Source organism: Nonomuraea gerenzanensis (assembly GCF_020215645.1).
GTDB lineage: Bacteria > Actinomycetota > Actinomycetes > Streptosporangiales > Streptosporangiaceae > Nonomuraea > Nonomuraea gerenzanensis.
The window spans coordinates 8,991,680-9,017,234 of sequence record NZ_CP084058.1; the positions used below are offsets into that span (position 1 = coordinate 8,991,680).

The window sequence follows — 25,555 nt, forward strand, 5'->3', positions numbered from 1 at the left end:
GTCGGCTGCCGGTGGCGTCGCTTCAGGCCGGCGGCTACCGATGGCGTCACTCAGGCGCTGGGCCTTCGGGCGGGGAGCCTCTGTGCGGCGAGTTCGGTTGCTGGGCAGGGAGGTCGGCGTGCCAGCGGTTGATGGCTCTTCTGCTGCGGAGCACCAGGACGGTGGCGTGGCCGGCGTGTTCGGCGATCAGGCCCCGGACGCGGGGGGCCATGGTCTGCCTGTATCGGTAGACGTATCGGATGAAGTCCCAGGTGATGCGGTCGTACGCGCCGGTTCTGGCGTGCTGGCCGCCCCGGTGGCGCAAGCGGCGGGTGGCGATGCCCCAGAGGCAGGTCACAGGTGGGAGGTCGAGGAAGAGGACGGTGTCCGCGGCGGCCAGGCGGATCGGGAGGGTGGAGGCGTAGTTGCCATCGATGATCCACGACTCGCCGGCGACGAGAGACCGCTGCCTCTGAGCGAACTCCTCCTGTGGCGTGGGTGTCCAGGTGTCGTCGTAGTAGAGGGCGTCCAGGTGGGTGACGGGGAGGTTCAGGGTTGCGCCGAGTCGGTTGGCCAGCACGGTCTTGCCGCTGCCGCCGCAGCCGATAATCGCGATTCTGCGCGGGTTCCGGCTCGTGAGCCGCGGCTTGCCTGCGTCGAAGTTCAATGCCGTCCCTCTCCGAACAGTGCGAGGCTGTCCCCTCCGCACGCATTCAGACTGTCCCCTCCGCACGCATTCAGACTGTCCCCTCCGCACGCATTCAGGCTGTCCCCTCCGCACGTATTCAGGCCGTCCCCTCCGCACGTATTCAGGCCGTCCCAAGCGTTGCGGGGCCGTCTCCCCGTTCCGGGTGCTCGTGGTGGTCCCCTTCCGAGGATGGCGTCCAGCGCCCCGGGGAAGAAGCTACTCGGCGCGGCTGAAGCGGGCGCCCCACCTGCGGACCTGGTCGAGCAGCTCGGGCGGGCTCAGAACGCGGAAGTCGGCGTCCACCACGCCCAGCGCCACGATCGGCCACTCCAGGGAGTCGGCGAGCATCCGCACCCGGCACTGCCCCGCATCGACCTCCTCGACCGTGCTCCACCTGCCGATCCGCTCGCGCACCACCTCGGCCGGGGCGTACACCAGGATCTCCACCTGGTAGGAGCGCGGCAGGTGATCCAGCCCGGCGCGGACGAACTCGGCGGCGTCGGCCAAGGGCAGGGGGCGTGGGAGGAAGCGGGCGCCGGTGCTCTCAGGGGCGGACAGCCGGTCGACGCGGAAGCTGCGCCAGTCGTGGCGTTCGAGGTCGTAGGCGACGAGGTACCAGCGGCGGCCGAGCGACACCAGCCGGTGCGGCTCGGTGTGGCGCCGGGTCCGGCGGCCGTCGGCGGCGGTGTAGGAGAAGCGCAGCCGTTCGGTGTCGCGGCAGGTCAGGGCGAGGGTGGTGAGGACGGCCGGATCGAAGCCCGCCCGGGAGCGGCCGTCCCAGCCGGCGGAGACCGTCATCGCGCGCAGGGCGTCGATGCGCCGCCGCAGCCGGACCGGCATGACCTGCACCACCTTGGCGAGCACCCGCACGGAGGACTCGGCGATGCCCTCCACCGGGTTCTGGGCGGCGGCCTGCAGGCCCACGGCCAGGGCGACCGCCTCCTCGTCGTCAATCACCAGCGGCGGGAGGGCGGCGCCCGCGGCGAGCTGGTAGCCGCCATCCACGCCGCGTTGCGCTTCGACGGGGTAGCCGAGCTCGCGCAGGCGGTCGATGTCCCGGCGCAAGGTGCGGGCCGACACGCCGAGTCGCCCGGCCAGCTCGGCGCCCGGCCAGTAGCGGTGGGTCTGGAGGAGGGACAGCAGGCGTAGCGTCCGGGTGCTCGTGTTCGCCATGGTGCCGATTCTTCCGCTATTCAGGTCACAAAGTGGCCGCTATTGCTGTCAATCTGTACGTGAGCAGCAGGAACACCGACCGGAAGGCAGCGATCATGACCGTCAACACGCCGAGCCCGAGCAGCACCGACAAGGTGACCGGTGAGCGCGCCGACCTGCTGGCGGCCTTGGGCCAGAGCCGTCACTTCCTGCGCAACACCACCCGCGACCTCGACGACGACCAGGCCCGGATGCGCACCACCGCCAGCGAGCTGTGCCTGGGCGGCCTGATCAAGCACGTGGCCACGGTCGAGCGGAGCTGGGCGGACTTCATCGTGCACGGGCCGTCGGCCATGGCGCCGCCCACCGAGGCCGACATCGCCGATTACGCGGACGGGTTCCGGCTGCTGCCCGATGAGACGCTGGCCGGGGTGCTGGCGGACTACGAGCAGGTGGCGCGCAGGACCGACGAGCTGGTGGTCAGCCTGCCCGACCTGGACGCCGACCACCCGCTGCCGTCGGCCCCGTGGTTCGAGCCCGGTGCCCGCTGGTCGGCGCGGCGCGTGTTGCTGCACATCGTGGCGGAGACGACCCAGCACGCCGGGCACGCGGACATCATCCGGGAGTCGCTGGACGGCGCGAAGAGCATGGGGTGAGCGCGACACCTCCCGTGCGAAGGCGACGCCCACCTCCTGGAGGCGGGCGTCGCCGCATTGCCGTGGGGTCGCCCGTCAGCCGGCGACCGGGCCGAGCCGGCGCTCCAGCACGCACCGGTTGGGGAACTCCTCGTAGTAGGAGTTGGGCCGCCCGTACCAGTGCCCCGTCGCCTCCACCTCCACCGGATCCCAGATCAGCGGGCACGGCCCCGGATCCACGTCCAACCGTGCCAGATACCCGTCCACCTCGTGCAACGCGCCACAGGCGGCACGCGGGAACGGATGGAAGCCGCCGTCGGGGTCGCAGGTGAGGTGCATCGAGTACGCGCCGCCGTCGCGCGGGGTGACGGTGATGTAGAGGTCCGCCCCGGCGGCGGCGTTGGCGGGAAGCGTCGTGAACGGCCCCGCGAGAGCCGCGGCCGCACACAGTCCGAGCACGGCCAGCCGGCGGGCGGCGGTCAGCACGAGCGACATGATGTCCTCCCTGGTCAACGGTCGTCCCGGGCATGGGACGGCGCACCCACCATGACTACAGGCGGCGCCGAGCCGGCGACCATGAGCAGCGAAGACATCTCAGCGTGATGAATTGGATACACACTGCTATCTGCGCAGCTCATGGACCTTGCGCGGCACCGGTCAGCGGGCGTGCGTAAATGGGGGGATGGAGCATGCGGAGGCGGCGGCCAGAGCCGGCGTGGTGATCAGGGAGTTGCGGGAGATCGGCGAGTTCCAGCAGGTCTACCGGCTCTTCGACGAGATCTGGCATCCCGAGCCGGCGAACGTGCCGGTGACCGTGGAGCTGATGGCCGGGTTCACGCACACCGGCAACTACGTCGCGGGGGCGTTCGCGGGCGAGGAGCTGGTGGGGGCGTCCGTGGGGTTCCTGGCGGCGGGCGGGGCGCTGCACTCGCACGTCACCGGGGCCGTCATCGGCAAGGGCGTCGGGTACGCGCTGAAGCTGCACCAGCGCGACTGGTGCCGGAAGCGGGGGCTGGAGCGGATCACCTGGACGTTCGATCCGCTCGTACGGCGCAATGCCCACTTCAACCTGGTCAAGCTGGGCGCGCGGCCGGAGGCGTACCTGCCGGAGTTCTACGGGGCGATGGCGGACGCGATCAACGAGGGGGACGCCTCGGACCGGCTGCTGGCGGTGTGGCGCGTCACCGGCGAGCCGGAGCGGAAGGACCTGCTCGACGAGGCGTACCCCGTGGTCAGGGAGGCGGCGGACGGCGGGCCGGCCGTCGAGGACGGCGGCGGGCACCGGGTGGTGCTGGTGGGGACGCCGCGCGACGTCGAGCGGCTGCGGCGGCAGGACGCGGCGGCGGCGCGGGCGTGGCGGATGGCCGTGCGGGAGGCGCTCGGCGGGGCCATGGCGGCGGGGGCGCGGGTGAGTGGATTCACCGAGCGTGGGGAGTACATAGTGGTAATTAACTAGGTATTCCACCGGGGTTTCGGATTTCTGTAATGTAGCGGTCAAGTAAGCCGAGCAAGGAGATCCGCATGGCGGAATTCACCCCCACCGTTCCTGCGCGAGTCCTACCCACCGTCGCCGTGCGCGACCTGCCCGAACCACCCCGATCGACGTGGCGCATCATCGGCCCCGGCCTCGTCGGGGCCGGTGTGGGGCTGGCCTCCGGCGAATTCATCCTGTGGCCGTACATCGCCTCACAAGTCGGCCTGGTCTTCGTCTGGGGAGCCGCGATCGGCATCATCACCCAGTGGTTCCTGAACATGGAGATCGAGCGTTACACGCTGGCCACCGGCGAGACCGCGCTGACCGGGTTCAGCCGCATGTGGAAACACTGGGGCCTGGTCTTCGTGATCATGACGCTCTGCTCGAACCTCTGGCCGGGCTGGGTGACCACGTCCGCGACCATGGTGACGTACCTGACCGGCTCGGGCGAGGAGTCCGTGCGGTGGATCGCCATCGGCATGCTGCTGGTGATCGCGATCGGGCTGACCATGGCACCGGTGATCTACGTCCTGCTCGAACGCGTCATCTTCGTGAAGATCGCACTGGTGGCCACGCTGATCGTGGTGGCGATCCTGTTCGCGATCAACGCTGAGAGCTGGGTGGCGCTGGGCAGGGGCCTGACGGTCGACGCCACGTTCCCGGTGCCGCCGCTGGAGTTCGCGGTGCTGATGGGCGCCATCGCCTACGCCGGCGCCGGCGGCGGCCAGAACCTGTGCCAGAGCAACTGGATCCGCGACAAGGGCTTCGGCATGGGCCTGTACGTCCCGCGCCTGGTCAGCCCTGTCACCGGCCACGAGGAGGCGGTCTCCTCGACCGGCTTCCAGTTCGCGCCGACGAAGGAGAACCTGGCGCGGTGGAAGCAGTGGTGGCGCTTCGCCAACATCGAGCAGGCGTGGACGTTCGCCATGGTGTCGTTCGTGACGATCGCGCTGATGTCGATGCTCGCCCACTCCACCGTGTTCGGCCGGCCCGGGCTGGAGAACAGCATCGCCTTCCTGGAGGTCGAGGGCCAGGTGCTGCAGCAGACGGTCGGGCCGTGGTTCGGCGTGCTGTTCTGGGTGATCGGGGCGCTGGCCCTGTTCGCCTCGGCCATGGGCATCGTCGACTACACCTCGCGGCTGGCCTCCGACACGATCAAGACGGTCTACCTGCGCGACAGGTCCGTCTCGGTGAACCGGGTCTACTTCTACACGGTCTGGGCGATGGCGCTGATCGGCACCGTCATCCTGCTCGCCGGGCTGGACCAGCCGCTCATCCTGCTGGTGTTCTCGGCGTGCTTCGCGGCCGTGATGATGTTCGTGTACTCGATCCTGCTGATCATCCTGAACCGGCGGGCGCTGCCCGAGGCCATCAGGGTGCGGTCGTACCGGCTGGGCGCGCTGATCTGGTCGGTGGCGTTCTTCGGCACGCTGACCGTGATCGTGGTCGTCCAGCAGGCCGGGCGGCTCATGGGAGGTTGACCTCGACCGATCGGCGTGTCGGTGGTGGACGTGAGGTCCGTCGACGCGCAACCGCGTGCCGGGTGGGGGCGTGACTGGTTCCCCGCCCGGCCGCCGTTCGTGCGGGGCACCCGGGTGGCCGCGCTGCTGCCCGGCGGTGGCGCCTACGCCGGGCAGGCCGTGGCCGGGCTGGAGACGGTGGTCGCGGCGCCCGACGCTCGCGGACGCGCATCGCCGCAGCGAGGAGGGCCACTTCCTGGGCAAGCCGGTCGTGAACACGGAAGCGCCCTTGCCGCATTAGCGGGCACACTGGTGCGCATGCTGGAAACCTCGGCCCGCCTGCTCAAGCTCCTGTCCCTCCTCCAGGCGCATCGCGACTGGTCGGGGCCCGAGCTGTCGAGCCGGCTCGGCGTCTCGACCAGGACGATCCGCAACGACGTCGAGCGCCTGCGCTCGCTCGGCTACCCGGTGCACGCCACCCCCGGCGTGGCGGGCGGCTACCGGCTGGGCGCGGGGGCGGCGCTGCCACCGCTGCTGCTCGACGACGAGGAGGCCGTGGCGGTGGCCGTCGGGCTGGGCCGGGCGGCGGGGGGCGGCGTCGAGGGCATCGAGGAGACCTCGGTGCGCGCCCTGGCCAAGCTGGAGCAGGTGCTGCCGTCCCGGTTGCGGCGGCGGGTGAGCGCGCTCAACGCCTACACGGTGCAGATCCCGGGCAACGCGCCGTCCGTGGCGCCGGAGACGCTGACCACGATCGCGAACGCGGCCCGCGACCACGAGGGCCTGCGCTTCGACTACACCGGCCACGAGGGCGAGGCCACCGTGCGCAACGTCGAGCCGCACCGCCTGGTGCACCGGCGTGGCCGCTGGTACCTCGTCGGCTATGACGTGGACCGCGACGGCTGGCGCACGTTCAGGGTGGACCGGGTGCGCCTGCGCACGCCGTCGGGCCCGCGCTTCACGCCGCGCGAGCTGCCGGGCGACGGCGACCTGGCGGCGTACGTGGAGAAGGGGCTGAACACGGCCATGTGGCGCTACCGGGCGACGGTGCTGCTGCACGCGCCCGCCGAGCGCATGCGGGAGCTGCCCCTGGGCCTGGAGGTCGAGCCGGTGGACGCGGGCACCTGCCTGCTCAAGCTGGGCGGCGACGACGTCAGCGGGATGGCGGTGTGGATCGGGTTCATCGGCGTGGACTTCGAGGTGCTCGATCCGCCGGAGCTGGCCGAGCACGTGCTGCGGCTGTCAGAGCGCTACCGCCGGGCGGTCAGCGGCCGGTAAGGCCCCGGTCAGCGGGCCGCGCGAGGCTCACGTCCATGAAGAACATGACGCAGGTCGCGGGCGGCAAGGACGACTTCCAGCTCGTCACGCACCTCACGCTCACCGGCAGCCAGTACGAGATCGGCCAGGCCGTCGCGCAGGAGGCCCGCCGGCTCGGCTGGTCCCCGGTGGCGATCGACCCGGTGGTGGGCCGGGCGCGCCGGACCTGGTTCGAGCGCCACTGGCCGCAGCACCACGCCCGCATGGACGGCGCGGCGGCGGTGCTCGGCCTCGACCCCGACCAGGACGACCTGGTCCTGGACGACCAGGGGTACGTGCCACAGGGCTACGGCTGCTCGGCCCTGTGGATCCCGCCGTCGGCGGCCACGGACGGCCACGGCCGGGTGGGCCGTAACTACGACTTCTTCCCGACGACCACCAGCGAGATCATGGGCGGCGAGCCCCGGCCGGGCGAGCTGCCCATGGCCTCCCGCCCCTACGTGATCACCACGATCCCGGACGAGGGGCTCTCCTCCACGGTGCTCACGATGTCGGCGCTCGACGGCTGCATGGACGGCATCAACGCGGCGGGCCTGGCCGTCATGCTGCTGGTCGCCGACTTCGAGAGCGCCGAGCCGCCGGAGGGCTTCGCGCCGCAGGTCGGGGTGAACAGCGTGCAGCTGCCCCGCTTCCTGATCGACACCTGCGAGAACGTGGACCAGGCCAAGCAGGCGCTGCTGGGCGCCAAGCAGTACGACCACGGCATGCCGCTGCACTACCTGGTCGCCGACGCGCACGGGCAGGCGTTCGTGTGGGAGCACGGCAGGGACGGCGGCGAGCACATCGTCGAGTTCGGCGACGGCCCGCTGTGCGTCACCAACCACCTGCTGCACCGCCACCCCGACCCGATGAACCTGCCGGCGGACACCGAGTCGAGCTTCGCCTCCTACAGCAGGCTGCGCACGCTGTACGAGCGCAGCAAGGGCGTCACCATGTCGGCCGGCGACCTCCGCGAGAGCCTGCGCGCCGTGGCGCAGCCCGAGGAGGCCGCCGTGCCGTTCCGCACGCTCTGGAGCACGATCTTCGACACCGCCGACCGTACCCTGTCCACCCGCTTCTACCTGGGCGAAGGCGGGCGTTACAGCGAGGAGCTGGTGTTCCCGGCGAGGTAGTCGGCGCGCACCTTCGAGCGCGACAGCTTGCCGGTGGGGGTACGCGGGAGCACCTCGCGGTACTCGATCACCTTCGGGTGCTTGAACCTGGCGATGCGCGGCCCGCAGTGCTCCATCAGCTCGGCCGTCAGCTCGGGGCCCGCCTCGATGCCCTCGGCCGGCTGCACGAGGGCGACCACGTTGTGCCCCCACTCCTCGTCGGGCACCCCGATGACGGCCACGTCGGCCACCGCGGGGTGCTCCAGGAGCGCGGCCTCGATCTCGGCGGGGTAGATGTTCACCCCGCCGGAGACGATCAGGTCGGTGCGGCGGTCACACAGGAACAGGTAGCCGTCCTCGTCGAGGTAGCCGATGTCGCCGGGGGCGTACCACTCCCCTCGCTTGCTGGCGGCCGTCTTCGCCGGGTCCTTGCGGTACTCGAAGGAGCCCATGCTGGTCTTGACGTAGATCATGCCGGGCTCGCCCGGCGGCAGCTCCTCGCCGGCGTCGTCGAGGATCTTGGCCTCGAACGTGGGCGCGGGCCGGCCCACGGTGCCCGGCCTGGCCAGCCAGTCGTGCGGTTTGACGGAGAAGGCGATCGTGGACTCGGTCGAGCCGTAGTACTCGTACAGCACCGGCCCCCACCAGTCCATGATCTGCTGCTTGACCGAGACGGGGCAGGCGGCGGCGGTGTGGATGACCTGGCGCAGGCTCGACACGTCGTACTTGGCCCGGACGTCCGCCGGGAGCTGCAGCATCCGGTGGAACATGGTCGGCACCATCATCGCGTTCGACACCCGGTGCCGCTCGATGAGCTCCAGGATGTTCACCGGGTCGAACCGCGGCGTGATCACCACGGTGTGCCCCAGGTGCAGCGCGAACTGGGCGTGCGCGCAGGGCGCGGAGTGGTACATCGGCGAGGTCACCAGGTGCACCCCGTCGCCCGGCCGCAGGTCCACCACCTCGCCGAAGAACCACATGTACAGGGCGACGATGGCCTCGGGCTCGGCACCCGGCAGCTTGCGCTGCACGCCTTTGGGGAAGCCGGTGGTGCCGGAGGTGTACCACATGACGGCCCCGGAGGTCCGGTCGGCGGGCGCGTCCGTCGGCTGCCCCTCGGCCAGCCCGGCCGTGCCGGTCTCCGCGCCGGGCACGGCCTGGCCGGGCTCGGTGACGACGACCTTGGCGTCGCAGTCGCCCAGGATGTACGCGATCTCCGACTCGGTGAGATGCCAGTTGATCGGGACGTAGTACAGGCCGATCTGCCCGGTCGCCATGACCATGATCAGCGCGTCCACGCCGTTGGGCAGCACGCCCGCCACCACGTCGCCGGTGCCGAGCCCGCGGGCGCGCAGCCCGTGGGACACCTGGTTGACGCGGGCGAGCAGGTCGCCGTAGGTGACACGGGTGTCGTCGGTGTCGATCACCGCGAGGCGGCCGGGGTCGGCGGCGGCGATGGCGTAGAAACCCGGTAGCCGGCTGACGTCCATTACAGCTCCAGCAGTTGTCCGAGACGGGCGCGGTGGATCCGGGGCGGGCCCAGCAGCACCTCGTCCGCCTTGGCCCGCTTGTAGAACAGATGAGCGTCGTGCTCCCAGGTGTAGCCGATGCCGCCGTGCAGCAGCAGGTGGTCGCGGGCGACCTCGAAGCAGGCGCGGCCGACGTAGGCCTGGGCCAGCGCGGCGGCTCCCGGCAGCTCGTCGGGCGACTCGTCGGCGGCCCAGGCGGCGTACCTGACGATGGACTCGGCCTGCTCCAGCTTGCAGTGCATGTCGGCCAGCTTGTGCTTGACGCCCTGGTAGGAGCCGATGTAGCGGCCGAACGCCACCCGGATCTTGGCGTAGGCCACGATGGCGTCGAGCGCCGCCCGCATCACGCCGAGCTGCTCGGCCGCCAGCGCCACGCACAGCCGGTCGAAGACTCCGGTCTCCGGCGCCGGGCCGAGCACGCGGGCGGGCGCGCCGTCCAGCACGATCCTGGCCTGGCCGCGGGTGAGGTCGAGCGGCTCCAGCGCGGTACGGGTGACGCCGGGCCCGGCCAGCTCGACGACCACCATGACGAGGTCGCCGCCGTCGCGGGCGGGCGCCACCAGCACGTCGGCGTCGCCGCCGGAGAGCACCTGCGCGAGCGTGCCGCTCGCCTTGCCGCCGTCGTACGCCAGCTCGGTGTGGTCGAGCGTGGCCGCGATCCGGCCTTCGGCGATGCCGCTCTGCAGCTCCTTGTCGGGCACCTGGGTCAGCCCCAGCGCCGCGAACGCGGTGGCCAGGAACGGTCCCGGCAGCAGCGCCGCGCCCGTCTCCTCCAGCGCGACGGCCAGCTCCGCCATGCCGGCGCCCGCGCCGCCGTACTCCTCGGGCACGACCAGCCCCGACAGGCCCAGCTCGCCGTTGAGGCGGGCGTACACCTGCGGGTCGTAGCCGTCGCGGACCTTGGGCAGCGGCGAGGCGGTGCGCAGGAAGTCGCGCACGGCCGAGCGCAGCTCCTGCTGTTCCTGACTGAGTACGAGCTTCACGCCTGCGTCCCCACCTTCAGGTCCTTGAACGGCACATTCTTGTCCACTCGCGGCTCCGGCGGGAGACCCAGCACGCGGTCGCCGACGATGTTGCGCATGATCTCGTTCGTGCCGCCGCCCAGCGCCATGCCCGGGGCCATCGAGATCGCGCGGGCGAGCGGGTGGTCGGCCAGCGCGGCCTCGGGCCCGACCAGCCGCGTGGCCAGGTCGGCCTGGAACAGGGTCAGCTCGGCCAGCAGCAGTTTGGCGGCGCTGCCGCGTGCGCCGGGGAAGACGCCGGCCTTGGTCTCCTGGGCCAGCCGCTGGTTGAACAGCGCCAGCGCGCGGCTGCGGATGTGCAGCTCGACCAGCTCGTCGCGGACCAGCGGGTCGCTGGTGTCGAGGGCCTGGCGCAGCGCCGACAGCGAGGCCGGGTTGTCCTTCTGCCCGCCCATGCCGACGCCCGCCGAGATCGACAACCGCTCGTGCAGCAGCGTCGTGACGGCCACGCTCCAGCCGTCGTCGACCTCGCCGACGCGGTGCTCGTCCGGGATGGGGACGTTGTCGAAGAAGATCTCGTTGAAGTTGGCCCTGCCGGACATGTCCTTCAGCGGCCTGACGGTCACGCCGGGGTGGTGCATGTCGATGACGAACATGGTCAGGCCCTTGTGCTTGGGCACGTTCACGTCCGTACGGGCGAGCAGCAGCCCCCAGTCGGCGTAGTGGGCGACCGAGGTCCACACCTTCTGGCCGTTGACGATCCAGTGGTCGCCGTCGCGTTCGGCCTTGGTCTGCAGGCTGGCCACGTCGCTGCCGGCGCCCGGCTCGGAGAAGAGCTGGCACCAGACCTCCTCGCCGCGCAGCAGCGGGCGCACGAAGCGCTCGCGCTGGGCGTCGGTGCCCCGGTCGACGAGGGTGGGCCCGGTCATGCCCAGGCCGATCGAGAAGATGTAGGTGGGCAGGGTGTAGTCGCGGGCCTCCTCGGCGAACACGCGGTCCTCCGCCTGGGTCAGGCCCTGGCCGCCCCACTGTTTCGGCCAGGTGATGCCGGAATATCCGGCGTCGTAGAGCTTGGCCATGAACTCCTTGGCCCGGGTGATCCCGTCGGCCTCCGGGTAGTCGTCGGTCGGAGCGTTCTCCCGCAGCCACTCGCCGGCCGCACGCCGATACTCAGCAAGGTTCACATCGACTCCTCGGCATCAGTGCTCACTTACTCTAGTCAGCCCGTCCGGGGACGTACAGAGCATTGCTCTGGGACAACCGCGTCCGTTTCGCCCGGCAGATGCCGGTAAGGGGTCACTGAGGCGGGTTTGTAGGACCCCGGCCGAAGCACGTTCTGGAATACGTGGTTACCATGATCAACGTGACTGTCGGTGAACGGGAAACCCGGACGGTACCCGGGTTCCTCATACCAGAACAGATCACGCCCGGTTTGTCCTATAAATACTAATGATCAGAAGTTAGAGTTACTCGCTGTGACAACAGGTTTCAGCCGATTACGGCGCGAGGATTTGCTGAAAACGGCCTGCGAGGTGATCGCGGAGCAGGGATTCGGGCACACCAGGACCCTGGACATCGCCAGGGCCGCGGGAGTCAGTCAGGCGCTGCTCTTCTACCACTTCGAGACCAAGGAGCGGCTGTTCGCCCAGGCCTTCAGCTACGCCGCCCGGCAGCATCTGAACGCGCTGACCGACGTCGAGGAGTCGGCCGGCACGCCGATCGACCGCCTGCGCTCCCTGCTGCGGCTCTGCTCCCCCGCGATCCCGACCGAGGGCTGGCGCCTGTGGATCGACGCCTGGTCCGAGGCCATGCGCAGCGCGGAGCTGGAGGAGACCTCGCGGCGGATCGACGCCAGGGGCCGCACGCTGATGCGCGGCATCATCGAGGCCGGCGTGGCCTGCGGCGAGTTCGAGTGCGCCGATCCCGACGCGACGACGTGGCGGCTGTTCGCGCTCATCGACGGGCTGGCGGTGCAGACGCACGCGCATCCCAAGGTGTTGTCACGGCGCCGGGTCAACGTGCTGATCCGCTCGGCGGCGGCGAGCGAGCTGGGGGTGCCCGCGGACAAGCTCTGAAAGCTGTGGTCCTCACCCTTCCCAGGCTTATTGGATTCTCCGTACAATTACTGGGCGAGGAGAGGAGTGCACGCGATGACATCCGCACCGAGCTCTACCGCCGCCAGGGAACGCGACGAGCGGGTCGCGAGCCGCGACGCGTACCGCGCGGTCATCGAACGCCTCTCGAAGGCGTCGGTGGACAAGCACTGGGAGCCGTACCGCGACATCCCGTGGGACGACCCCGAGTTCCAGGTGGACCAGACCGATCCGCGCTGGGAGCTGCCAGGGGTGGACCGGCTGGGCGGGCACCCCTGGTACCTCAGCCGCTCCCCCGAGGTGCGCGCCCGGATCGGCCTGTGGCGGGTCGCCACCGCCATGAAGGTCGGGCTGCAGTTCGAGAACCTGCTCAAGCGCGGGCTGCTCAACTACGCCTACCGGCTGCCGAACGGATCCCCCGAGTTCCGGTACGTCTACCACGAGACCACCGAAGAGGCGCATCACGGGATGATGTTCCAGGAGTTCGTGAACCGGACCGGGCTCCCCATCCGCGGCATGCCGGGGCCGCTGTCGGTGGTCGCCCAGGTGGCGCCCTGGATCCCGCTGATCTCGACCGAGCTGTTCTTCGTGTTCGTGCTGGGCGGCGAGGACCCGATCGACCACGTGCAGCGCAGGCTCCTCCGGGACGGCCGGGTGCACCACCCGCTGGAGGAGACGATCATGCGCATCCACATCGCGGAGGAGGCCAGGCACATCTCCTTCGCCCGGCACTACCTGCGCAACCGGGTGCCGCGCATGCCCGCCTACCGCAGGCTGCTGCTGGGCATCGCCTCGCCGATCATCCTCGGCGTCATGGCCCGCATCATGCTGGCGCCGCCCGGGCCGATGATCCGGCGCTTCAGGATCCCCGCGAGCGTGGTGGCCGAGGTCTACCTGCGCAACCCCGCCGCCAAGCAGGAGATCCGCGACTCGGTGAGCAAGACCCGCGAGCTGTGCGCGGAGCTCGGCCTGATCAACCCGCTCACCCGGCGCATCTGGCAGGTCATGGGGATCTGGGAGGACGCCGCGCCGTCAGCACCTCGGTGACCGTCTCCAGCTCCCACCTGCCCGACGGGTTCGCCGCGAGCAGCTGCCGCCTGGCCTCCCGTTCGAAGGCCGCCAGCCGGTCGCCGAGGCGGGCCGGGGCCGAGTAGGAGTACGACAGCTGCAGGCCGATCACCGACTGCAGGTCGTACACCCGGAGCTGCTCGTAGTGCGCCCGGTCGAGCACGTTGAACGGGGAGGCGGCCAGCACGTCGTCGTGGTGCTCGCCGGTGGCCTGGAAGGAGCTGGACGCGCTGAAGGTGTTCACGCCGAACTGGTCGCGCACCCGGCGGGTGACCGCCTCCCAGGGCTCCTCGCGTGGCTCGCGGGGCGGGCCGACGAGGGCCACGACACCGTGCGGTGGCAGCAGCTCGTCCAGCTCCGTCAGCACCGCGCGGCGGTCCATCCAGTGGAACGACCTGCCCATGACGACGTGGTCGAACGCGGGCAGCTCGCGCAACTTCGTCGAGTCGCCCCTGATCCACCGGATGTTCGCGGCGCGCGGGGCCAGGCGCCTGCCCTCGGCGAGCATCTCCTCGTCGGGATCGACCGCGAGCACCTCACGGACCCGCCTGCTCAGCGGGATCGCGATCGTGCCGGGGCCGCAGCCCAGATCCAGGACGGTGCTGCCGTCGCCGAACGTCATGGCCAGGTGCTCGATGGCCGGCTCGCCCGGTGTGGTGCGGTACTTGGCGTAATAGGGTGCCGCGCCGCCGAACAGGTCTTCCATGGGTGGGACCATATACGGGTCCGCAACGTGTTTTATGGAAGGTTCTGATCTGTGAGGCGGCTACTCACGGTCCTGCTGCTCGCGTTCGTCACCGTGGGAGTCACGTACTCCCCGGCCCAGGCGCACAACGTGCTGATCAGCAGCGACCCGGAGGACGGGGCCACGCTTACGGCCTCGCCCTCGCAGGTGACGCTGGTGTTCGACCAGGTGGTGCGACAGGGGTACGCGCAGGTGGGCGTGACGGGGGCCGACGGGTCGTCGTGGGCCGACGGGAGTGCCGTGGTGGCGGCCGAGCGGGTGTCCGTGAAGGTCAAGCCGCTGCCTGCCGGGGGGGCGTACGTGGTGGGGTACCGCATCCTGTCGGCCGATGGGCATCCGGTCACCGGGAAGGTGAGCTTCACGCTGGCGGCGGATGCTTCGGGGGTGGCGGCCGGGGGCACGGCGGGTGGTTCCAGTGCCGACGCGGCCGAGGCCGCGGCCAACGGTGGGGCCGGGATGGCCGTGGTGTGGATCGTGGGGGCGCTGCTGGTGCTGGCCGCGGGCACGGCGGTCGCCCTGCGCCGCGCCGCCCCCGCCGGCCGCGCCGACTCCGGCTCTGACGCCGCGTCCGGTGCGAACGCCGTGTCGGACGCGAACGCCGCATCCAGCCCGCACGGCGCGTCCGGCCCGCACGGCGCGTCCGGCCCGCACGGCGCGTCCGGCCCACACGGCGCGTCCGGCCCACACGGCGCGTCCGGCTCTCGGGTCGCGTCTGGCGATGGTGCGGCGACGGGTCGTGGTGAGGGGGCGGGGGCGTGACCGCCGTCGCTCCTCCCCTGGCCCGCGAGCGCGTCGGCGGCCGGTTGGTGGCCGGTGCGTTCGGCGTGTGCGCGGTCGTCGCCGCCGTGGCGGCCAGTTCGTTGACCGCGCAGGAGTCCGTGCCGGGCATCCCCATGCCGGGCCCGGTGGTGTCGGTCGGGCTGCCGATCGTGCGGGTGCTGCTCGACGTGGCCGCCGTGGCCGTGGTCGGGCTGAGCCTGCTGCCCAAGCTGCTCGGGTTCAAGGCGCCGGAGCGTACGGAGCCCGTCCTGCTCAGGGTGCGCCCGCTGGCCGTGACGGCCGCCTGGGCGTGGGCGATCTGCGCGCTGGTCACCATCGTCTTCCAGACCGCCGAGCTGAACCCCGGCGCCGTCCCGACGTTCGGCATGATCGCCGGATATATCGGGAGTGTCGGCACGGGCCAGGGGCTGCTGTTCAGCGCGGCGTGCGCGCTGGCGGCGGCCGGCATCGGGTTGATGGCGGTGCGGTTCGGCGAGAAGGTGCCGGCCGAGCTGCGGATCATCGTGGCGCTGTTCGGGCTGCTGCCCATCCCCGTCACCGGGCATGCGGTGAACTCGATCTGGCACGACCCGATCATGATCTCGATGGAGATCCACGTCATGGGCGCGGCGGCGTGGACGGGCGGCCTGGTGGCCACGGCCGTGTTCGTGGCGCCGCACCGCGACCTGCTGGCCGTGGTGCTGCCGAAGTTCTCCCGGATGGCCACCGTGTGCCTGCTGCTGGTGGCGCTGTCCGGGCTGGTCACGGGGCTGGGCACGATGGCGCTCACGCCCGGCGTGACGCTGCCTGACGCCATCGTGACCAGCCACTACGGGGTGCTGGTGGTGGTCAAGACGGCGCTGGTCGCGCTGCTGGTGCCGCTCGCCGCGCACATCCGCTTCCGGCTGCTGCCGGTCATCCGCCGTGGCGGGGCCACCGCCCTGGTGGGGTGGGCGGCGGCCGAGGTGGGGGTGATGGGGCTGGCGTACGGGGTGGCGGTGGCGATCACCCGCGCCTCCATCGCCTGAGCACCACGGCTCCCTCACCTGACCTCCGGTGCGCCTGCGCCGCCCGACACGCCCCGCCCCGCACGACCAGCACCGCCGCGCATGCGGTTGGCCGGCCGTCTTGTACATACGTGGTTGACGCGGGCCAGGCGGCCGGGCACCGGCGGTTGACGCGGGCCGGGCGGCCGGGCACCGGCCCGTTACGGTGTGACGGGCGCGACCACCGGGCGCGGCGTGGCCTCGATCGGCTGGAGCCTGCGCTTGCCGGCGATCCACTCGATGGCCAGCCAGGCGACGAGCAGGCCCAGCCCCGCCCACACCGCGGACGGCGTGGCCAGCGGGGGCGCTCCCAGCAGCCCCTCCTGTCCCGTGATCGCGCTGTACACGGGCCCCATGACCGCGCTCTGCACCACCAGCGCGCCGTACGCGACCGCCGTCACCCCGGCCGCCCCGAGCACCGCCCGCACGACCGGCATCCGCACCAGGAACGCCACGTCCACCAGCACCCCGGCGACGACCATGAAGAACGGCACCGCCGACGGCGGGAAGCCGGTGAAGGTGAGCAGCGGCCAGATCAGCGTCCTGAACAGCACGTAGCTGCCCGCGACGAGCGTGGCGGCGCCGAACCTGCCGACCATCGCCCGGGCCACCACCAGCACCGTCAGCACCCCCACCACGGCGTACACCGGGTAGAGGAAGTCGGGCACGGGCAGCGTGAACCCGGCCATCATGGTGCGATCGATCGGCCGCCCCATCTGGTCGGCCGCGAACTGCAGCAGGATCGGCTCGGCGTAGGTGGCGTTGTTGTCCCACGCGCCGAGCGACAGGATGCCGTACTCCTGGTGCTGCTCGGGGAAGTGCATATTCTCCAGGAAGAACGCGAAGAAGGCGCCGAGCACGACCACCCGCTCCCGCCCCTGCCGCGCCCCCATGAACCAGCCGCGGATCACGCCCGCGATCATGAAGAACGTTCCAACGTAGAGCAGGATGTGCGACGGGCTCCACGAGGTGATGTCGAGGCCGTTGACGCGGTGGTTGATCAGGTCGAGCGGCACCGCGACGAGGAAGACGCCGGTGCCCCACTGGATGAGCCTGAGCGCGAGCTTGTCGACGCCGTACCCCGTGTAGCCGTGGATGATGGTCAGGGCGACGACGATGGCCGTGCCGGCGGAGTTGAGCAGGTGCGGCGGGGCCAGGTCGTCACGCAGCCACTTGAAGTGCCACGAGACGTCCCAGGCCGAGCCGAGCACCTTGAGCGTGAACGCCGCCAGCCAGCCGAAATAGAGCACCCTGAACAGGTCTTGCGGGGTCTCGCGGCCCGCCTCGCCGCGAGTCCAGTAGGGCAGGGCCCAGGCGGCGGCCCTCTTGAACGATGCTGGAGACTTCACGGCAGAGAATCTTACGGTCATCTGCCCCGTACGGTCCGATCGCGGTGCCCTACTCGGCCGAGGCACGCAGGGAGGTGCATGGGCGGGATCCTCACGGCGCCCTCCGGCAGGCGGTGGGCGCCGTCCTTCTCGACCAGGCCGGTGACGCGGCGGAAGAGCGTGTGGTCGTGCTCGTGCAGGAAGTCACGCGCAAGCCGGCGGCGGCGATCGCGCTGACGACGTCGCCGAGGTCGTGGTCGGACCGCACGGAGGTCTGCCGGGGTGATCGTAGGACACGCCCTCCGGCTTCAGCTCCGGCGGCGCAGGCGTACCGGCAGGTGCTTGAGCCCGTTCTGGAAGTTGGAGGTGAGCCGGCGGGGGCTGCCGGACAGCTCGACGTCCCAGGCGAGCAGTTCCCTGAAGAGGGAGCGGAACTGGGCGCGGGCCAGGTGGGCGCCGAGGCAGAAGTGCGGGCCGAAGCCGAAGCTGACGTGGTCGTTGGGGGTGCGGGCGAGGTCGAAGCGGTCGGGGTCGGCGAAGACGGACGGGTCGCGGTTGGCGGAGGCGTGGTAGACCACGACCTTGTCGCCCGCGCGGACGGGCCGGCCGGCGAGGGTCAGGTCGCGCGTGGCCGTCCGCCTGAAGTGCATGACCGGGGGCCAGTAACGCAGCATCTCCTCGATCGCGGAGTCCAGCAGGGCCGGGTCGGCCCGCAGGCGGGCCAGCTCGGCGGGGTGCTGCAGGAGAGTGAGCAGGCCGCCGGGGATGCCGTTGCGCAGGGTCTCGTTGCCGGCGACGGCGAAGAGGAAGAACATGTTCTCGAACTCGGCCTCGGTCAGGCCGCCCTCGCGCATCGCCGCCATGACGGACTCGCCGTCCACGGGCGTCCGCGCCAGGGCGTGGGCGTAGGCGAACATGTCGGACAGCGCGGCCCGCGAGCGCGGGTTGACGCCCGGTCCCAGCTCGGGTCTGGCGGCCAGCGCCAGGCGGCCGATGGGGGTGAGGGACTCGACGTCCGCCGTGGACAGGTGCGCGTAGTCGTCGTCCTGGTAGCCGATCACGCGTGACGCCCAGTCGTACAGCAGCCGCTTGTCCTGCGCGGGGACGCCCATGACGTGGGCCAGCGTCCACACGGGCAGATCGGCGGCCACCTCCACGAAGTCGCACTCGCCCTGCTCGAACAGCGCCGCCGCCCGCTCCGCGATCGTGCGCTCCAGCGCCCGTACGGCGCGCGGGGTGAACGCCGCCGCCACGATCCTGCGCAGCCTGGAGTGGGCCGGTGGGTCCATGTTGAGCATCTGGGATTGGACGAAGCGCAGGTCGGCGGGGGTGTCGGGGTCGCGGATCTGGGTGGCGCCGAGGTGGGAGGAGAAGTCCTCGGGGGTACGGAGGACGTGCTTGACGTCGGCGTGCCGGAACACCGCCCAGAAGCCTGGGCCCTCGCGCCAGGGGCCGATGGGGGGCTCGGGGATCCAGCAGACGGGGGATTCCCGCCTGAGGTGGGCGAACAGGTCGTAGGGGACGGCGGTGTCGTAGGTGGAGGGGGTGAAGATCTCGACCGCGGACCGTGCCGCGAGGTGATCAGCGCCCGTCGCCTGGGCCGAGGTGTGACCACCGTCTGACGCCGACATGCCGTTCTCCCGTCTCCCGCATCCGTGGCCCGCATCCCGTCTCCGGGGCGGTTCTCCACAACCGGATCCGGGGCCGTGGCAGCTTGTCCACAGGCTCCATGCTGGGCCTCTCCACCACCTCGTCCAGCGTGCATGATGAGCGCGTGACTCCAGAAGACGCAGAGGCGATTCTCCAGGAATACTTCGCCCCCTGGATCAAGCAGCTCGGCCTCCGGGTGGAGGAGGTGGGCGATCGTCACGCGATCGTCCGCCTCCCCTGGTCCGACGACCTGGCCAGGGAGGGCGGCGGGCTGTGCGGGCAGGCCATGATGGCGGCGGCCGACACCGCCACGGTGCTCGCCGTGTCGTCGGCGCGGGGCGGGTTCGTGCCGATGACCACGGTGCAGCAGTCCACGACGTTCCAGCGGCCGGTGATGGGCAAGGACGTCCTGCTCGACGTACGCATCACGAAGCTGGGGCGCACGCTGGCGTTCACCGAGATCACGCTCACGGCCGAGGGCGACTCGGCCACGGCCGCCCACGCCACCACGGTCTACGCAATCCTGGGCTGATCGCGTAGGCGCCCGCCTTACCCGTCAGGTAATCGCCAAGCCGCACCGACTCGAGGAGACTACAAGTGCACCAACCACGAAGACGGACTTTAAGGGTGAATCATGGCGACTTTGGACACCGTTCAGGAACTGCTGCGCCGCCTCGGTGAGGGTGACGCCGAGCGGGCCGCCGAGTTGTTCGCCGAGAAGTGCGACTGGCGCTACAACTGGCCCGCCGAGGGTCACCCGTCGGTGCCGTGGATCCGTCCCCGTTCGAGCCGCAGCGACGCGGCGGACCTCTTCCGCGCCCTGCGGACGTATCACGTGCCGGAGCTGAACAGCACGTCCATCGAGCGGATCCTGGTCGACGGCGACGACGCGGTCGTGCTCGGCAGCTTCGCCCAGACCGTGGCGGCCACGGGCCGGTCCTACACCTCGGCGTTCGCCCTGCACCTCACGGTCACCGACGGCCAGATCGCCCGCTACCACATCTACGAGGACAGCCTCGCCGTGGCCAGGGCGCTGTCCGACACCACCGCGACGGACCAGCAGGCCCCATGACCGGCGCCCCCAGCCGGCACCGGCGCTGCCACGATCCGCCGCTCCACCTCGACGAGCACCTTTCAGCAGGTGCCGGGACGAACACCGTCTCAGCGATCTCTCAGGTGCGGAAAGTAGGCTCGCCGCATGAAGCGTGTGGCCGCCCTGGTTGCGGCACTCGCCCTCATCGGGGTGACGACGTGGCTCGTGTGGCCGTCGGCTCCGGAGGTGCGGGGCCAGGACCAGCGAATAACCGTCGTCGACGGACCAGCCGACGACCAACGGGTCGAGCTCGATACGACGTTCTTCCCGCCTCCTGACGGCGGGAAGGCTCCTGTCGTGCTGCTCGCCCACGGGTTCGGCGGCAGCAAGCAGAGCATGCGCGACCAGGCCGTCCGCCTCGCCCAGCAGGGCTACGCCGTACTGACCTGGTCGGCGCGCGGCTTCGGCCGCTCGACCGGGCAGATCGCGCTCAACTCGCCCGACTACGAGGTCAAGGACGTCAAGCAGCTCATCGACTGGCTGGCCAAGCGGCCCGAGGTCCAGCTCGACGCCGCCGGCGACCCGCGCGTGGGCATCGCGGGCGGCTCGTACGGCGGCGCCATCGCGCTCATGACGGCGGCCCACGACCAGCGGGTCGACGCGATCGTCCCGCAGATCACCTGGTCCGACCTGGCCGACGCGCTCTTCCCGAACGCCGCCGCGCAGCCCGCCGATGCGGGCGCCGGGCCCGGCGAGGGCGGTTCCGCCCTGGCCGGCGAGGGCGGTTCCGCGCCGGCCGGCGACGCCGAGGCCGCCGAGGGCGGCGTCTTCAAGCGCATGTGGGCCGGGATCTTCTTCGGCCAGGGCGTCTCGCTGGACGCCACGTCGCTGCTGGGCCGCAGGGAGGCGGCGGCCGGGCCGCTGACGGAGGAGCAGGCGCGGTGCGGCAGGTTCCTGCCCGAGATCTGCGCCGTCTACCAGCAGGTCGCCGAGACCGGCCGAGCCACGCCCGAGGCCGTCGAGCTGCTGCGCCGGTCCAGCCCGATCACCGTGGCTGGGCGGATCAAGGCCCCCACCCTGCTCATCCAGGGCCAGCGCGACTCGCTCTTCCCGCTCGGCCACGCCGACGCCAACGCCAAGGCCATCGCCGCCGGGGGCACCCCGGTGAGCCTGGCCTGGTTCGACGGCGGGCACGACGGCGGCAACGGCGAGGTGGACTGGCTCTTCGACCAGTCGGCCGCGTGGTTCGCGCGCTACCTCAAGGGCGAGGGCTCCGGAGAGGCCGCGCCGCCGGTGAGCGCGTTCACGGTGACGCGTGACGGCGGGCGCGACCCCGGCACCCGCCAGCGCATCCGCCTGCACCCGGAGGCCGCCTCCTACCCCGGCCTCGCGGGCACCGGCACCACCGCCGTCGCACTGAACGGCCCCGAGCAGAACATCGTCAACCCGCCCGGCGGCTCCCCCGCCTCGATCTCGACCGTGCCGGGCATCGGCGGCCTGCTGGGCGGCCAGAGCTCCGGCGCCGGCGTCTCGATCGACATGCCGGGCCAGAGCGCCACCTTCGAATCGGCGCCGCTGAGCGCCCCGCTGCAGCTCACCGGCAGCCCCACCGTCAGGATCAGGGTGACGGGCGAGGGCGAGGCGACGCTGTTCGCCAAGCTGTACGACGTGGCCGACGACACCCAGCTGCCCACGCTGCCCGCCGGGCTGGTGGCGCCCATCCGGGTGACGATCCCCGAGGAGGCTGGCAGCGCGGAGGCCACGGTCAGCCTGCCCGCCGTCGATCACCGCTTCGCCGCGGGGCACCGGCTCCGGCTCGTCGTGACCACCACCGACATGGGGTTCGCCACGCCCGCCCAGCCCGCCGCGTACCAGGTCACGCTGGCCTCTCCCGCCGTCAACCTGCCCACCGTGGGCACGCTGGCCGCCGCTCCCACGGGGGTGGCCTGGTGGGTGTGGGCGATGCCGCTGGCCGCCGTGGTGATCGCCGGCGTGCTGCTGGCGACGGGGCGCACCACGACGCGCTCCCGCCTCCGGACCGCCACCGTCAGTGGCTCGGCGTCCGACACCACTGACGCCACCGTCGCTACGGCGAACGGCACGGCACCTGACTCCGCCGCCGCTGAGGTGAACGGCTCGGCGCCCGCCGTCGCTGACACCACCGTCGCTGCGGTGAACGGCGCGGCGCCCGACGCCGCCGCCACGGCCGCCATGGGCAACGGCACCGATGACGGCGGTGAGGGCGGCAGCACCGGTGTGGCGGCCGGCAGTGAGGGCGCCGATGCCGCAGCCGGGAGCGGTGGAGACGGCGCCGGCAGCGGGGCGGAGGTGCCGCTGGAGATCAGCGGGCTGACGAAGGCGTACCGGAACGGTGAGCTGGCCGTCAACGACCTGTCGTTCCGGGTCGAGCGCGGCCAGGTCCTGGGCCTGCTCGGTCCCAACGGCGCGGGCAAGACCACGACGATGCGGATGATGATGGGCCTCATCCAGCCGGACGCCGGCGAGATCCGCATCTTCGGCGAGCGCGTCACCCCGGGCGCCCCCGTCCTGTCCAGGCTCGGCTCGTTCGTCGAGGGGCCGGGCTTCCTGCCGCACCTGTCCGGACGCGACAACATCGAGCTGTACTGGGCCGCCACAGGCCGCCCCAGGGCTGACGCGCACTTCGACGAGGCGCTGGAGATCGCGAACCTGGGCAAGGCGCTCGAACGAGCGGTGCGTACGTACTCGCAGGGCATGCGCCAGCGGCTGGCCATCGCGCAGGCCATGCTCGGGCTCCCGGACCTGCTCGTCCTGGACGAGCCCACGAACGGGCTCGACCCACCCCAGATCAGGGAGATGCGGGAGGTGCTCAAGCGGTACGCGCGCCACGGCCGTACCGTGATCGTGTCCAGCCACATGCTGGCCGAGGTGGAGCAGACCTGCAGCCATGTCGTGGTCATGCAGCGCGGGCGGCTGGTCTCGGCCGGTCCCGTGTCGCGGCTGCTCGGCTCGGCTGTCACCGTCGCCAACGGGCACGGGCCGCGCCTGGAAGACGTGTTCCTCGACCTCATCGGAGACAAGTCATGACCACCGCGACCGGCTACGCGCCGAACCGCACGCTGCCGTTGCGGGTGGAGATCGTCAGGCAGTTCAAGCGGCGGCGCACGCTGGGCATGTTCGCCCTGCTGCTGGCCCTGCCGTGGGTGCTGGTGATCGCGTTCGAGATCGGGCCGCAGTCCAGCTCGCAGGGGCAGTCGGCGCTGCGCATGTCGGATCTGGCGACGCAGAGCGGGCTGAACTTCGCCGCCTTCGTCCTGTCGGTGTCGGCCAGTTTCCTGCTCGTGGTGGCGGTAGCGCTGTTCTGCGGCGACACGGTGGCCAGCGAGGCGAACTGGTCGTCACTGCGCTACCTGCTGGCGGCGCCGGTCCCGCGTGACAGGCTGCTGCGGCAGAAGCTCATCGTGGCGCTCGGCTACTCGGCGGCGGCGGTGATCTGCCTGCCGTTGATGGGGCTGCTGGCGGGCACGCTGGCGTTCGGCTGGGACGACATCACGGTGCCCGGCACGGGCGAGACCATCCCGGCGTTCGACGTGCTGCCGCGCTTCGGGATCGTGATCGGGTACGCGCTGGTCAGCCAGCTCGTGGTGGCCGCGCTGGCGTTCCTCCTGTCCACCATGACCGACTCCCCGCTCGGCGCCGTGGGCGGGGCGGTCGGGTTGTGGATCGTGTGCACGATTCTGCAGGCGGTGGAGGCGCTCGGGGTGCTGCGCGAGTTCCTGCCGACGTTCTGGAACAACGCCTGGACCGATGCGCTGGTGCCGGAGCTGGACTGGAGCGGGATGGTGCGGGGGGCGTCCGTGTCGATCACGTATGCGGCGATCCTGATCGCGGTGGCGTTCCGGCGGTTCCGGCGCAAGGACGTCGTGAGCTAGCGGCGCGAAGGCCGGCGCGAAGGCCGGCGGGAAGGCCGGCGCGAACCACAAGCCTCGCACGCGGCGCCGAGCCGGCCGCAGCCTCGCGCGAAGGCCGCAGCGGGCCGTCACCTCGCGAGGGTCAGTCGTCCGTCCAGTCGAGGGCCTTGGTGACGGCCTTCTTCCAGCCCGCGTACGCCTTCTCGCGCCGCTCCTCGTCCCACGTCGGGTTCCACCGGTGCGACTCCGCCCAGTGGGCACGCAGCTCGGCGGTGTCCTTCCAGTAGCCGACGGCCAGCCCGGCGGCGTAGGCGGCGCCGAGCGCGGTGGTCTCGGCGACGGTGGGGCGGCTGACGGGCACGCCGAGGATGTCGGACTGGAGCTGCATGCACAGGTCGTTGGCGGTGACGCCGCCGTCGACCCGGAGCACGTCGAGCACGACCCCGGAGTCGCGCTGCATGGCCTCGACCACGTCGCGGCTCTGGAAGCAGATGGCCTCCAGGGTGGCGCGGGCGAGGTGGGCGTCGTTGTTGAAGCGGGACAGGCCGACGATGGCGCCGCGGGCGTCGGCGCGCCAGTACGGGGCGAACAGGCCGGAGAAGGCGGGCACGAAGTACACGCCGCCGGAGTCGGCCACCTGCCGGGCCAGTGTCTCGCTCTGGCTCGCGGAGGTGATGAGGTGGAGCTGGTCGCGCAGCCACTGCACGGCGGAGCCGGTGACCGCGATCGAGCCTTCCAGCGCGAAGACGGCGGGCTGGTCGCCGAACTTGTAGGCCACGGTGGTGAGCAGCCCGCTCCGGGAGCGTACGCGGTCGGTGCCGGTGTTGAGCAGCAGGAAGTTGCCGGTGCCGTAGGTGTTCTTGGCCTCGCCGGGCGAGAAGCAGACCTGGCCGACGGTGGCGGCCTGCTGGTCGCCGAGGGTGGCGGTGATCGGCACCTCGCCGCCGAAGGGCCCGTACCGGAAGGTGACGCCGTAGCCGGAGGGGTCGGCGGAGGGGCGGATCTCGGGGAGCATGGCGCGGGGGATGCCGAAGTACGACAGCAGCTCCTCGTCCCAGTCGAGCGTGTCGAGGTCCATCAGCATGGTGCGGCTGGCGTTGGTGACGTCGGTGATGTGCACGCCGCCGTTGACGCCGCCGGTGAGGTTCCACAGGGTCCAGGTGTCGGTGGTGCCGAAGACGGCCTCGCCGCGGTCCGCGGCCTCGCGGACGCCCGGCACGTTCTCGAGGATCCACTGGATCTTGCCGCCGGAGAAGTAGGCGTCGGGCCGCAGGCCGGTCCTGTCGCGGATGACCTGGCCGCGCTCGTCCTGGTCGAGCGCGGCGGCGATGCGGTCGGTGCGGGTGTCCTGCCAGACGATGGCGTTGCCGTACGGGCGGCCGGTGCGCGGGTTCCACACCACCGTGGTCTCGCGCTGGTTGGTGACGCCGACGGCGGCCAGGTCGGTGTCGTGCAGGCCGGTGCGTTGCAGCGTGGTCTGGATGACGGCGGCGGTCCTGGTCCAGATCTCGATCGGGTTGTGCTCGACCCAGCCGGCCCTGGGCAGGATCTGCTCGTGTTCGAGCTGGTACTTGGCGACCTCGGCACCGTCGTGGTCGAAGATCATGAAGCGGGTGCTGGTGGTGCCCTGGTCGACGGCGCCGACGAAGTCCGGCATGG

General features: G+C 71.4%; 23 protein-coding genes. 13 read left to right on the top strand and 10 right to left on the bottom strand.

Annotated elements, in window-relative coordinates:
* Nucleotides 1-46: 46 nt before the first annotated feature.
* Both LCN96_RS41790 and LCN96_RS41795 read right to left on the bottom strand, forming a co-directional pair.
* On the bottom strand, nt 47-646 hold the full coding sequence (locus tag LCN96_RS41790; protein ID WP_225267937.1) for a P-loop NTPase family protein: 600 nt from the start codon (nt 644-646) through the stop codon (nt 47-49).
* A 237-nt stretch (nt 647-883) separates the two neighbouring features.
* Nucleotides 884-1,840 carry a helix-turn-helix transcriptional regulator gene (locus LCN96_RS41795; protein WP_225267938.1) on the bottom strand — a complete coding sequence of 319 codons (957 nt, stop codon included), beginning with the start codon at nt 1,838-1,840 and terminating at the stop codon, nt 884-886.
* A gap of 95 nt (nt 1,841-1,935) precedes the next feature.
* On the opposite strand from LCN96_RS41795, the gene LCN96_RS41800 reads away from it, so the two are divergent.
* Nucleotides 1,936-2,475 (top strand): DinB family protein, encoded by a 540-nt coding sequence (locus LCN96_RS41800; protein ID WP_225267939.1) that lies wholly within the window; start codon nt 1,936-1,938, stop codon nt 2,473-2,475.
* Between the two features lie 75 nt (nt 2,476-2,550).
* Here the strand turns inward: LCN96_RS41800 and LCN96_RS41805 are convergent, their stop codons facing one another.
* Nucleotides 2,551-2,949 carry an SSI family serine proteinase inhibitor gene (locus LCN96_RS41805; protein WP_225267940.1) on the bottom strand — a complete coding sequence of 133 codons (399 nt, stop codon included), beginning with the start codon at nt 2,947-2,949 and terminating at the stop codon, nt 2,551-2,553.
* A gap of 187 nt (nt 2,950-3,136) precedes the next feature.
* On the opposite strand from LCN96_RS41805, the gene LCN96_RS41810 reads away from it, so the two are divergent.
* From LCN96_RS41810 to LCN96_RS41825, 4 genes are all read left to right on the top strand, one after another.
* The gene (locus LCN96_RS41810) at nt 3,137-3,910 is read left to right on the top strand and encodes a GNAT family N-acetyltransferase (RefSeq protein ID WP_225267941.1); all 774 of its coding nucleotides are present in this window, start codon (nt 3,137-3,139) and stop codon (nt 3,908-3,910) included.
* A gap of 65 nt (nt 3,911-3,975) precedes the next feature.
* Entirely contained in the window at nt 3,976-5,409 is a 1,434-nt protein-coding gene (locus tag LCN96_RS41815) for an Nramp family divalent metal transporter (RefSeq protein ID WP_225267942.1), read from the top strand.
* Nucleotides 5,410-5,706: 297 nt separating this feature from the next.
* Nucleotides 5,707-6,663 carry a helix-turn-helix transcriptional regulator gene (locus tag LCN96_RS41820; protein ID WP_225267943.1) on the top strand — a complete coding sequence of 319 codons (957 nt, stop codon included), beginning with the start codon at nt 5,707-5,709 and terminating at the stop codon, nt 6,661-6,663.
* Nucleotides 6,664-6,698: 35 nt separating this feature from the next.
* The gene (locus tag LCN96_RS41825; protein WP_225267944.1) at nt 6,699-7,814 is read left to right on the top strand and encodes a C45 family autoproteolytic acyltransferase/hydolase; all 1,116 of its coding nucleotides are present in this window, start codon (nt 6,699-6,701) and stop codon (nt 7,812-7,814) included.
* On the opposite strand, the gene LCN96_RS41830 is transcribed toward LCN96_RS41825, so the two are convergent.
* The 3 genes from LCN96_RS41830 to LCN96_RS41840 are packed head-to-tail and all read right to left on the bottom strand — an operon-like array spanning nt 7,781 to nt 11,468.
* Nucleotides 7,781-9,283: an AMP-binding protein gene (locus LCN96_RS41830; protein WP_225267945.1), complete on the bottom strand. Its 1,503-nt coding sequence runs from the start codon at nt 9,281-9,283 to the stop codon at nt 7,781-7,783. The two genes, LCN96_RS41825 and LCN96_RS41830, sit on opposite strands and share 34 nt — an antisense overlap.
* Nucleotides 9,283-10,305: an acyl-CoA dehydrogenase family protein gene (locus tag LCN96_RS41835; protein WP_225267946.1), complete on the bottom strand. Its 1,023-nt coding sequence runs from the start codon at nt 10,303-10,305 to the stop codon at nt 9,283-9,285. Before LCN96_RS41835 ends, LCN96_RS41830 begins: the two co-directional genes overlap by 1 nt.
* Nucleotides 10,302-11,468, bottom strand: coding sequence for an acyl-CoA dehydrogenase family protein (locus LCN96_RS41840; RefSeq protein ID WP_225267947.1), 1,167 nt, complete (start codon nt 11,466-11,468; stop codon nt 10,302-10,304). The genes LCN96_RS41835 and LCN96_RS41840 overlap by 4 nt, the downstream gene beginning before the upstream one ends.
* A gap of 327 nt (nt 11,469-11,795) precedes the next feature.
* Here LCN96_RS41840 and LCN96_RS41845 point away from each other — a divergent pair, with 327 nt between their 5' ends.
* Both LCN96_RS41845 and LCN96_RS41850 read left to right on the top strand, forming a co-directional pair.
* Nucleotides 11,796-12,359 carry a TetR/AcrR family transcriptional regulator gene (locus LCN96_RS41845; RefSeq protein ID WP_225267948.1) on the top strand — a complete coding sequence of 188 codons (564 nt, stop codon included), beginning with the start codon at nt 11,796-11,798 and terminating at the stop codon, nt 12,357-12,359.
* A 75-nt stretch (nt 12,360-12,434) separates the two neighbouring features.
* Complete coding sequence (locus LCN96_RS41850; protein WP_225267949.1) at nt 12,435-13,424, top strand: AurF N-oxygenase family protein; 990 nt, start codon at nt 12,435-12,437, stop codon at nt 13,422-13,424.
* Here the strand turns inward: LCN96_RS41850 and LCN96_RS41855 are convergent.
* Entirely contained in the window at nt 13,381-14,151 is a 771-nt protein-coding gene (locus LCN96_RS41855) for a class I SAM-dependent methyltransferase (protein WP_225267950.1), read from the bottom strand. The genes LCN96_RS41850 and LCN96_RS41855 overlap by 44 nt on opposite strands.
* Before the next feature lie 51 nt (nt 14,152-14,202).
* On the opposite strand from LCN96_RS41855, the gene LCN96_RS41860 reads away from it, so the two are divergent.
* Nucleotides 14,203-14,949: a copper resistance CopC family protein gene (locus tag LCN96_RS41860; protein ID WP_225267951.1), complete on the top strand. Its 747-nt coding sequence runs from the start codon at nt 14,203-14,205 to the stop codon at nt 14,947-14,949.
* Nucleotides 14,946-15,977 (top strand): copper resistance D family protein, encoded by a 1,032-nt coding sequence (locus tag LCN96_RS41865; RefSeq protein WP_225267952.1) that lies wholly within the window; start codon nt 14,946-14,948, stop codon nt 15,975-15,977. Before LCN96_RS41860 ends, LCN96_RS41865 begins: the two co-directional genes overlap by 4 nt.
* Before the next feature lie 179 nt (nt 15,978-16,156).
* Here the strand turns inward: LCN96_RS41865 and LCN96_RS41870 are convergent, their stop codons facing one another.
* Together LCN96_RS41870 and LCN96_RS41875 are read right to left on the bottom strand one after the other, a co-directional pair.
* Entirely contained in the window at nt 16,157-17,344 is a 1,188-nt protein-coding gene (locus LCN96_RS41870; protein ID WP_225267953.1) for a hypothetical protein, read from the bottom strand.
* Between the two features lie 287 nt (nt 17,345-17,631).
* Nucleotides 17,632-18,954: a cytochrome P450 gene (locus LCN96_RS41875; protein ID WP_225267954.1), complete on the bottom strand. Its 1,323-nt coding sequence runs from the start codon at nt 18,952-18,954 to the stop codon at nt 17,632-17,634.
* Between the two features lie 143 nt (nt 18,955-19,097).
* Between LCN96_RS41875 and LCN96_RS41880 the strand changes: the two genes are divergently transcribed.
* The 4 genes from LCN96_RS41880 to LCN96_RS41895 all read left to right on the top strand — a co-directional run bounded on the left by LCN96_RS41880 (nt 19,098) and on the right by LCN96_RS41895 (nt 23,917).
* Entirely contained in the window at nt 19,098-19,505 is a 408-nt protein-coding gene (locus LCN96_RS41880; protein ID WP_225267955.1) for a PaaI family thioesterase, read from the top strand.
* A gap of 102 nt (nt 19,506-19,607) precedes the next feature.
* Nucleotides 19,608-20,045 (top strand): nuclear transport factor 2 family protein, encoded by a 438-nt coding sequence (locus tag LCN96_RS41885; RefSeq protein ID WP_225267956.1) that lies wholly within the window; start codon nt 19,608-19,610, stop codon nt 20,043-20,045.
* 126 nt (nt 20,046-20,171) lie between these two features.
* The gene (locus LCN96_RS41890) at nt 20,172-23,072 is read left to right on the top strand and encodes an alpha/beta fold hydrolase (protein ID WP_225267957.1); all 2,901 of its coding nucleotides are present in this window, start codon (nt 20,172-20,174) and stop codon (nt 23,070-23,072) included.
* A complete protein-coding gene (locus LCN96_RS41895; RefSeq protein WP_225267958.1) occupies nt 23,069-23,917 on the top strand; it encodes an ABC transporter permease in 849 nt (282 codons plus the stop codon). Before LCN96_RS41890 ends, LCN96_RS41895 begins: the two co-directional genes overlap by 4 nt.
* A 121-nt stretch (nt 23,918-24,038) precedes the next feature.
* Here LCN96_RS41895 and glpK read toward each other — a convergent pair whose 3' ends face one another.
* Complete coding sequence (gene glpK / locus LCN96_RS41900; RefSeq protein ID WP_225267959.1) at nt 24,039-25,553, bottom strand: glycerol kinase GlpK; 1,515 nt, start codon at nt 25,551-25,553, stop codon at nt 24,039-24,041.
* Nucleotides 25,554-25,555: the final 2 nt, after the last annotated feature.

Coding starts and splice junctions, on each gene's coding strand:
- LCN96_RS41795 (WP_225267938.1), bottom strand. CDS start 1,840: ATGGCGAACACGAGCACCCGGACGCTACGCCTGCTGTCCCTCCTCCAG.
- LCN96_RS41825 (WP_225267944.1), top strand. CDS start 6,699: ATGAAGAACATGACGCAGGTCGCGGGCGGCAAGGACGACTTCCAGCTC.
- LCN96_RS41820 (WP_225267943.1), top strand. CDS start 5,707: ATGCTGGAAACCTCGGCCCGCCTGCTCAAGCTCCTGTCCCTCCTCCAG.
- LCN96_RS41805 (WP_225267940.1), bottom strand. CDS start 2,949: ATGTCGCTCGTGCTGACCGCCGCCCGCCGGCTGGCCGTGCTCGGACTG.
- LCN96_RS41855 (WP_225267950.1), bottom strand. CDS start 14,151: ATGGAAGACCTGTTCGGCGGCGCGGCACCCTATTACGCCAAGTACCGC.
- glpK (WP_225267959.1), bottom strand. CDS start 25,553: ATGCCGGACTTCGTCGGCGCCGTCGACCAGGGCACCACCAGCACCCGC.
- LCN96_RS41895 (WP_225267958.1), top strand. CDS start 23,069: ATGACCACCGCGACCGGCTACGCGCCGAACCGCACGCTGCCGTTGCGG.
- LCN96_RS41850 (WP_225267949.1), top strand. CDS start 12,435: ATGACATCCGCACCGAGCTCTACCGCCGCCAGGGAACGCGACGAGCGG.
- LCN96_RS41875 (WP_225267954.1), bottom strand. CDS start 18,954: ATGTCGGCGTCAGACGGTGGTCACACCTCGGCCCAGGCGACGGGCGCT.
- LCN96_RS41890 (WP_225267957.1), top strand. CDS start 20,172: ATGAAGCGTGTGGCCGCCCTGGTTGCGGCACTCGCCCTCATCGGGGTG.
- LCN96_RS41815 (WP_225267942.1), top strand. CDS start 3,976: ATGGCGGAATTCACCCCCACCGTTCCTGCGCGAGTCCTACCCACCGTC.
- LCN96_RS41800 (WP_225267939.1), top strand. CDS start 1,936: ATGACCGTCAACACGCCGAGCCCGAGCAGCACCGACAAGGTGACCGGT.
- LCN96_RS41885 (WP_225267956.1), top strand. CDS start 19,608: ATGGCGACTTTGGACACCGTTCAGGAACTGCTGCGCCGCCTCGGTGAG.
- LCN96_RS41810 (WP_225267941.1), top strand. CDS start 3,137: ATGGAGCATGCGGAGGCGGCGGCCAGAGCCGGCGTGGTGATCAGGGAG.
- LCN96_RS41830 (WP_225267945.1), bottom strand. CDS start 9,283: ATGGACGTCAGCCGGCTACCGGGTTTCTACGCCATCGCCGCCGCCGAC.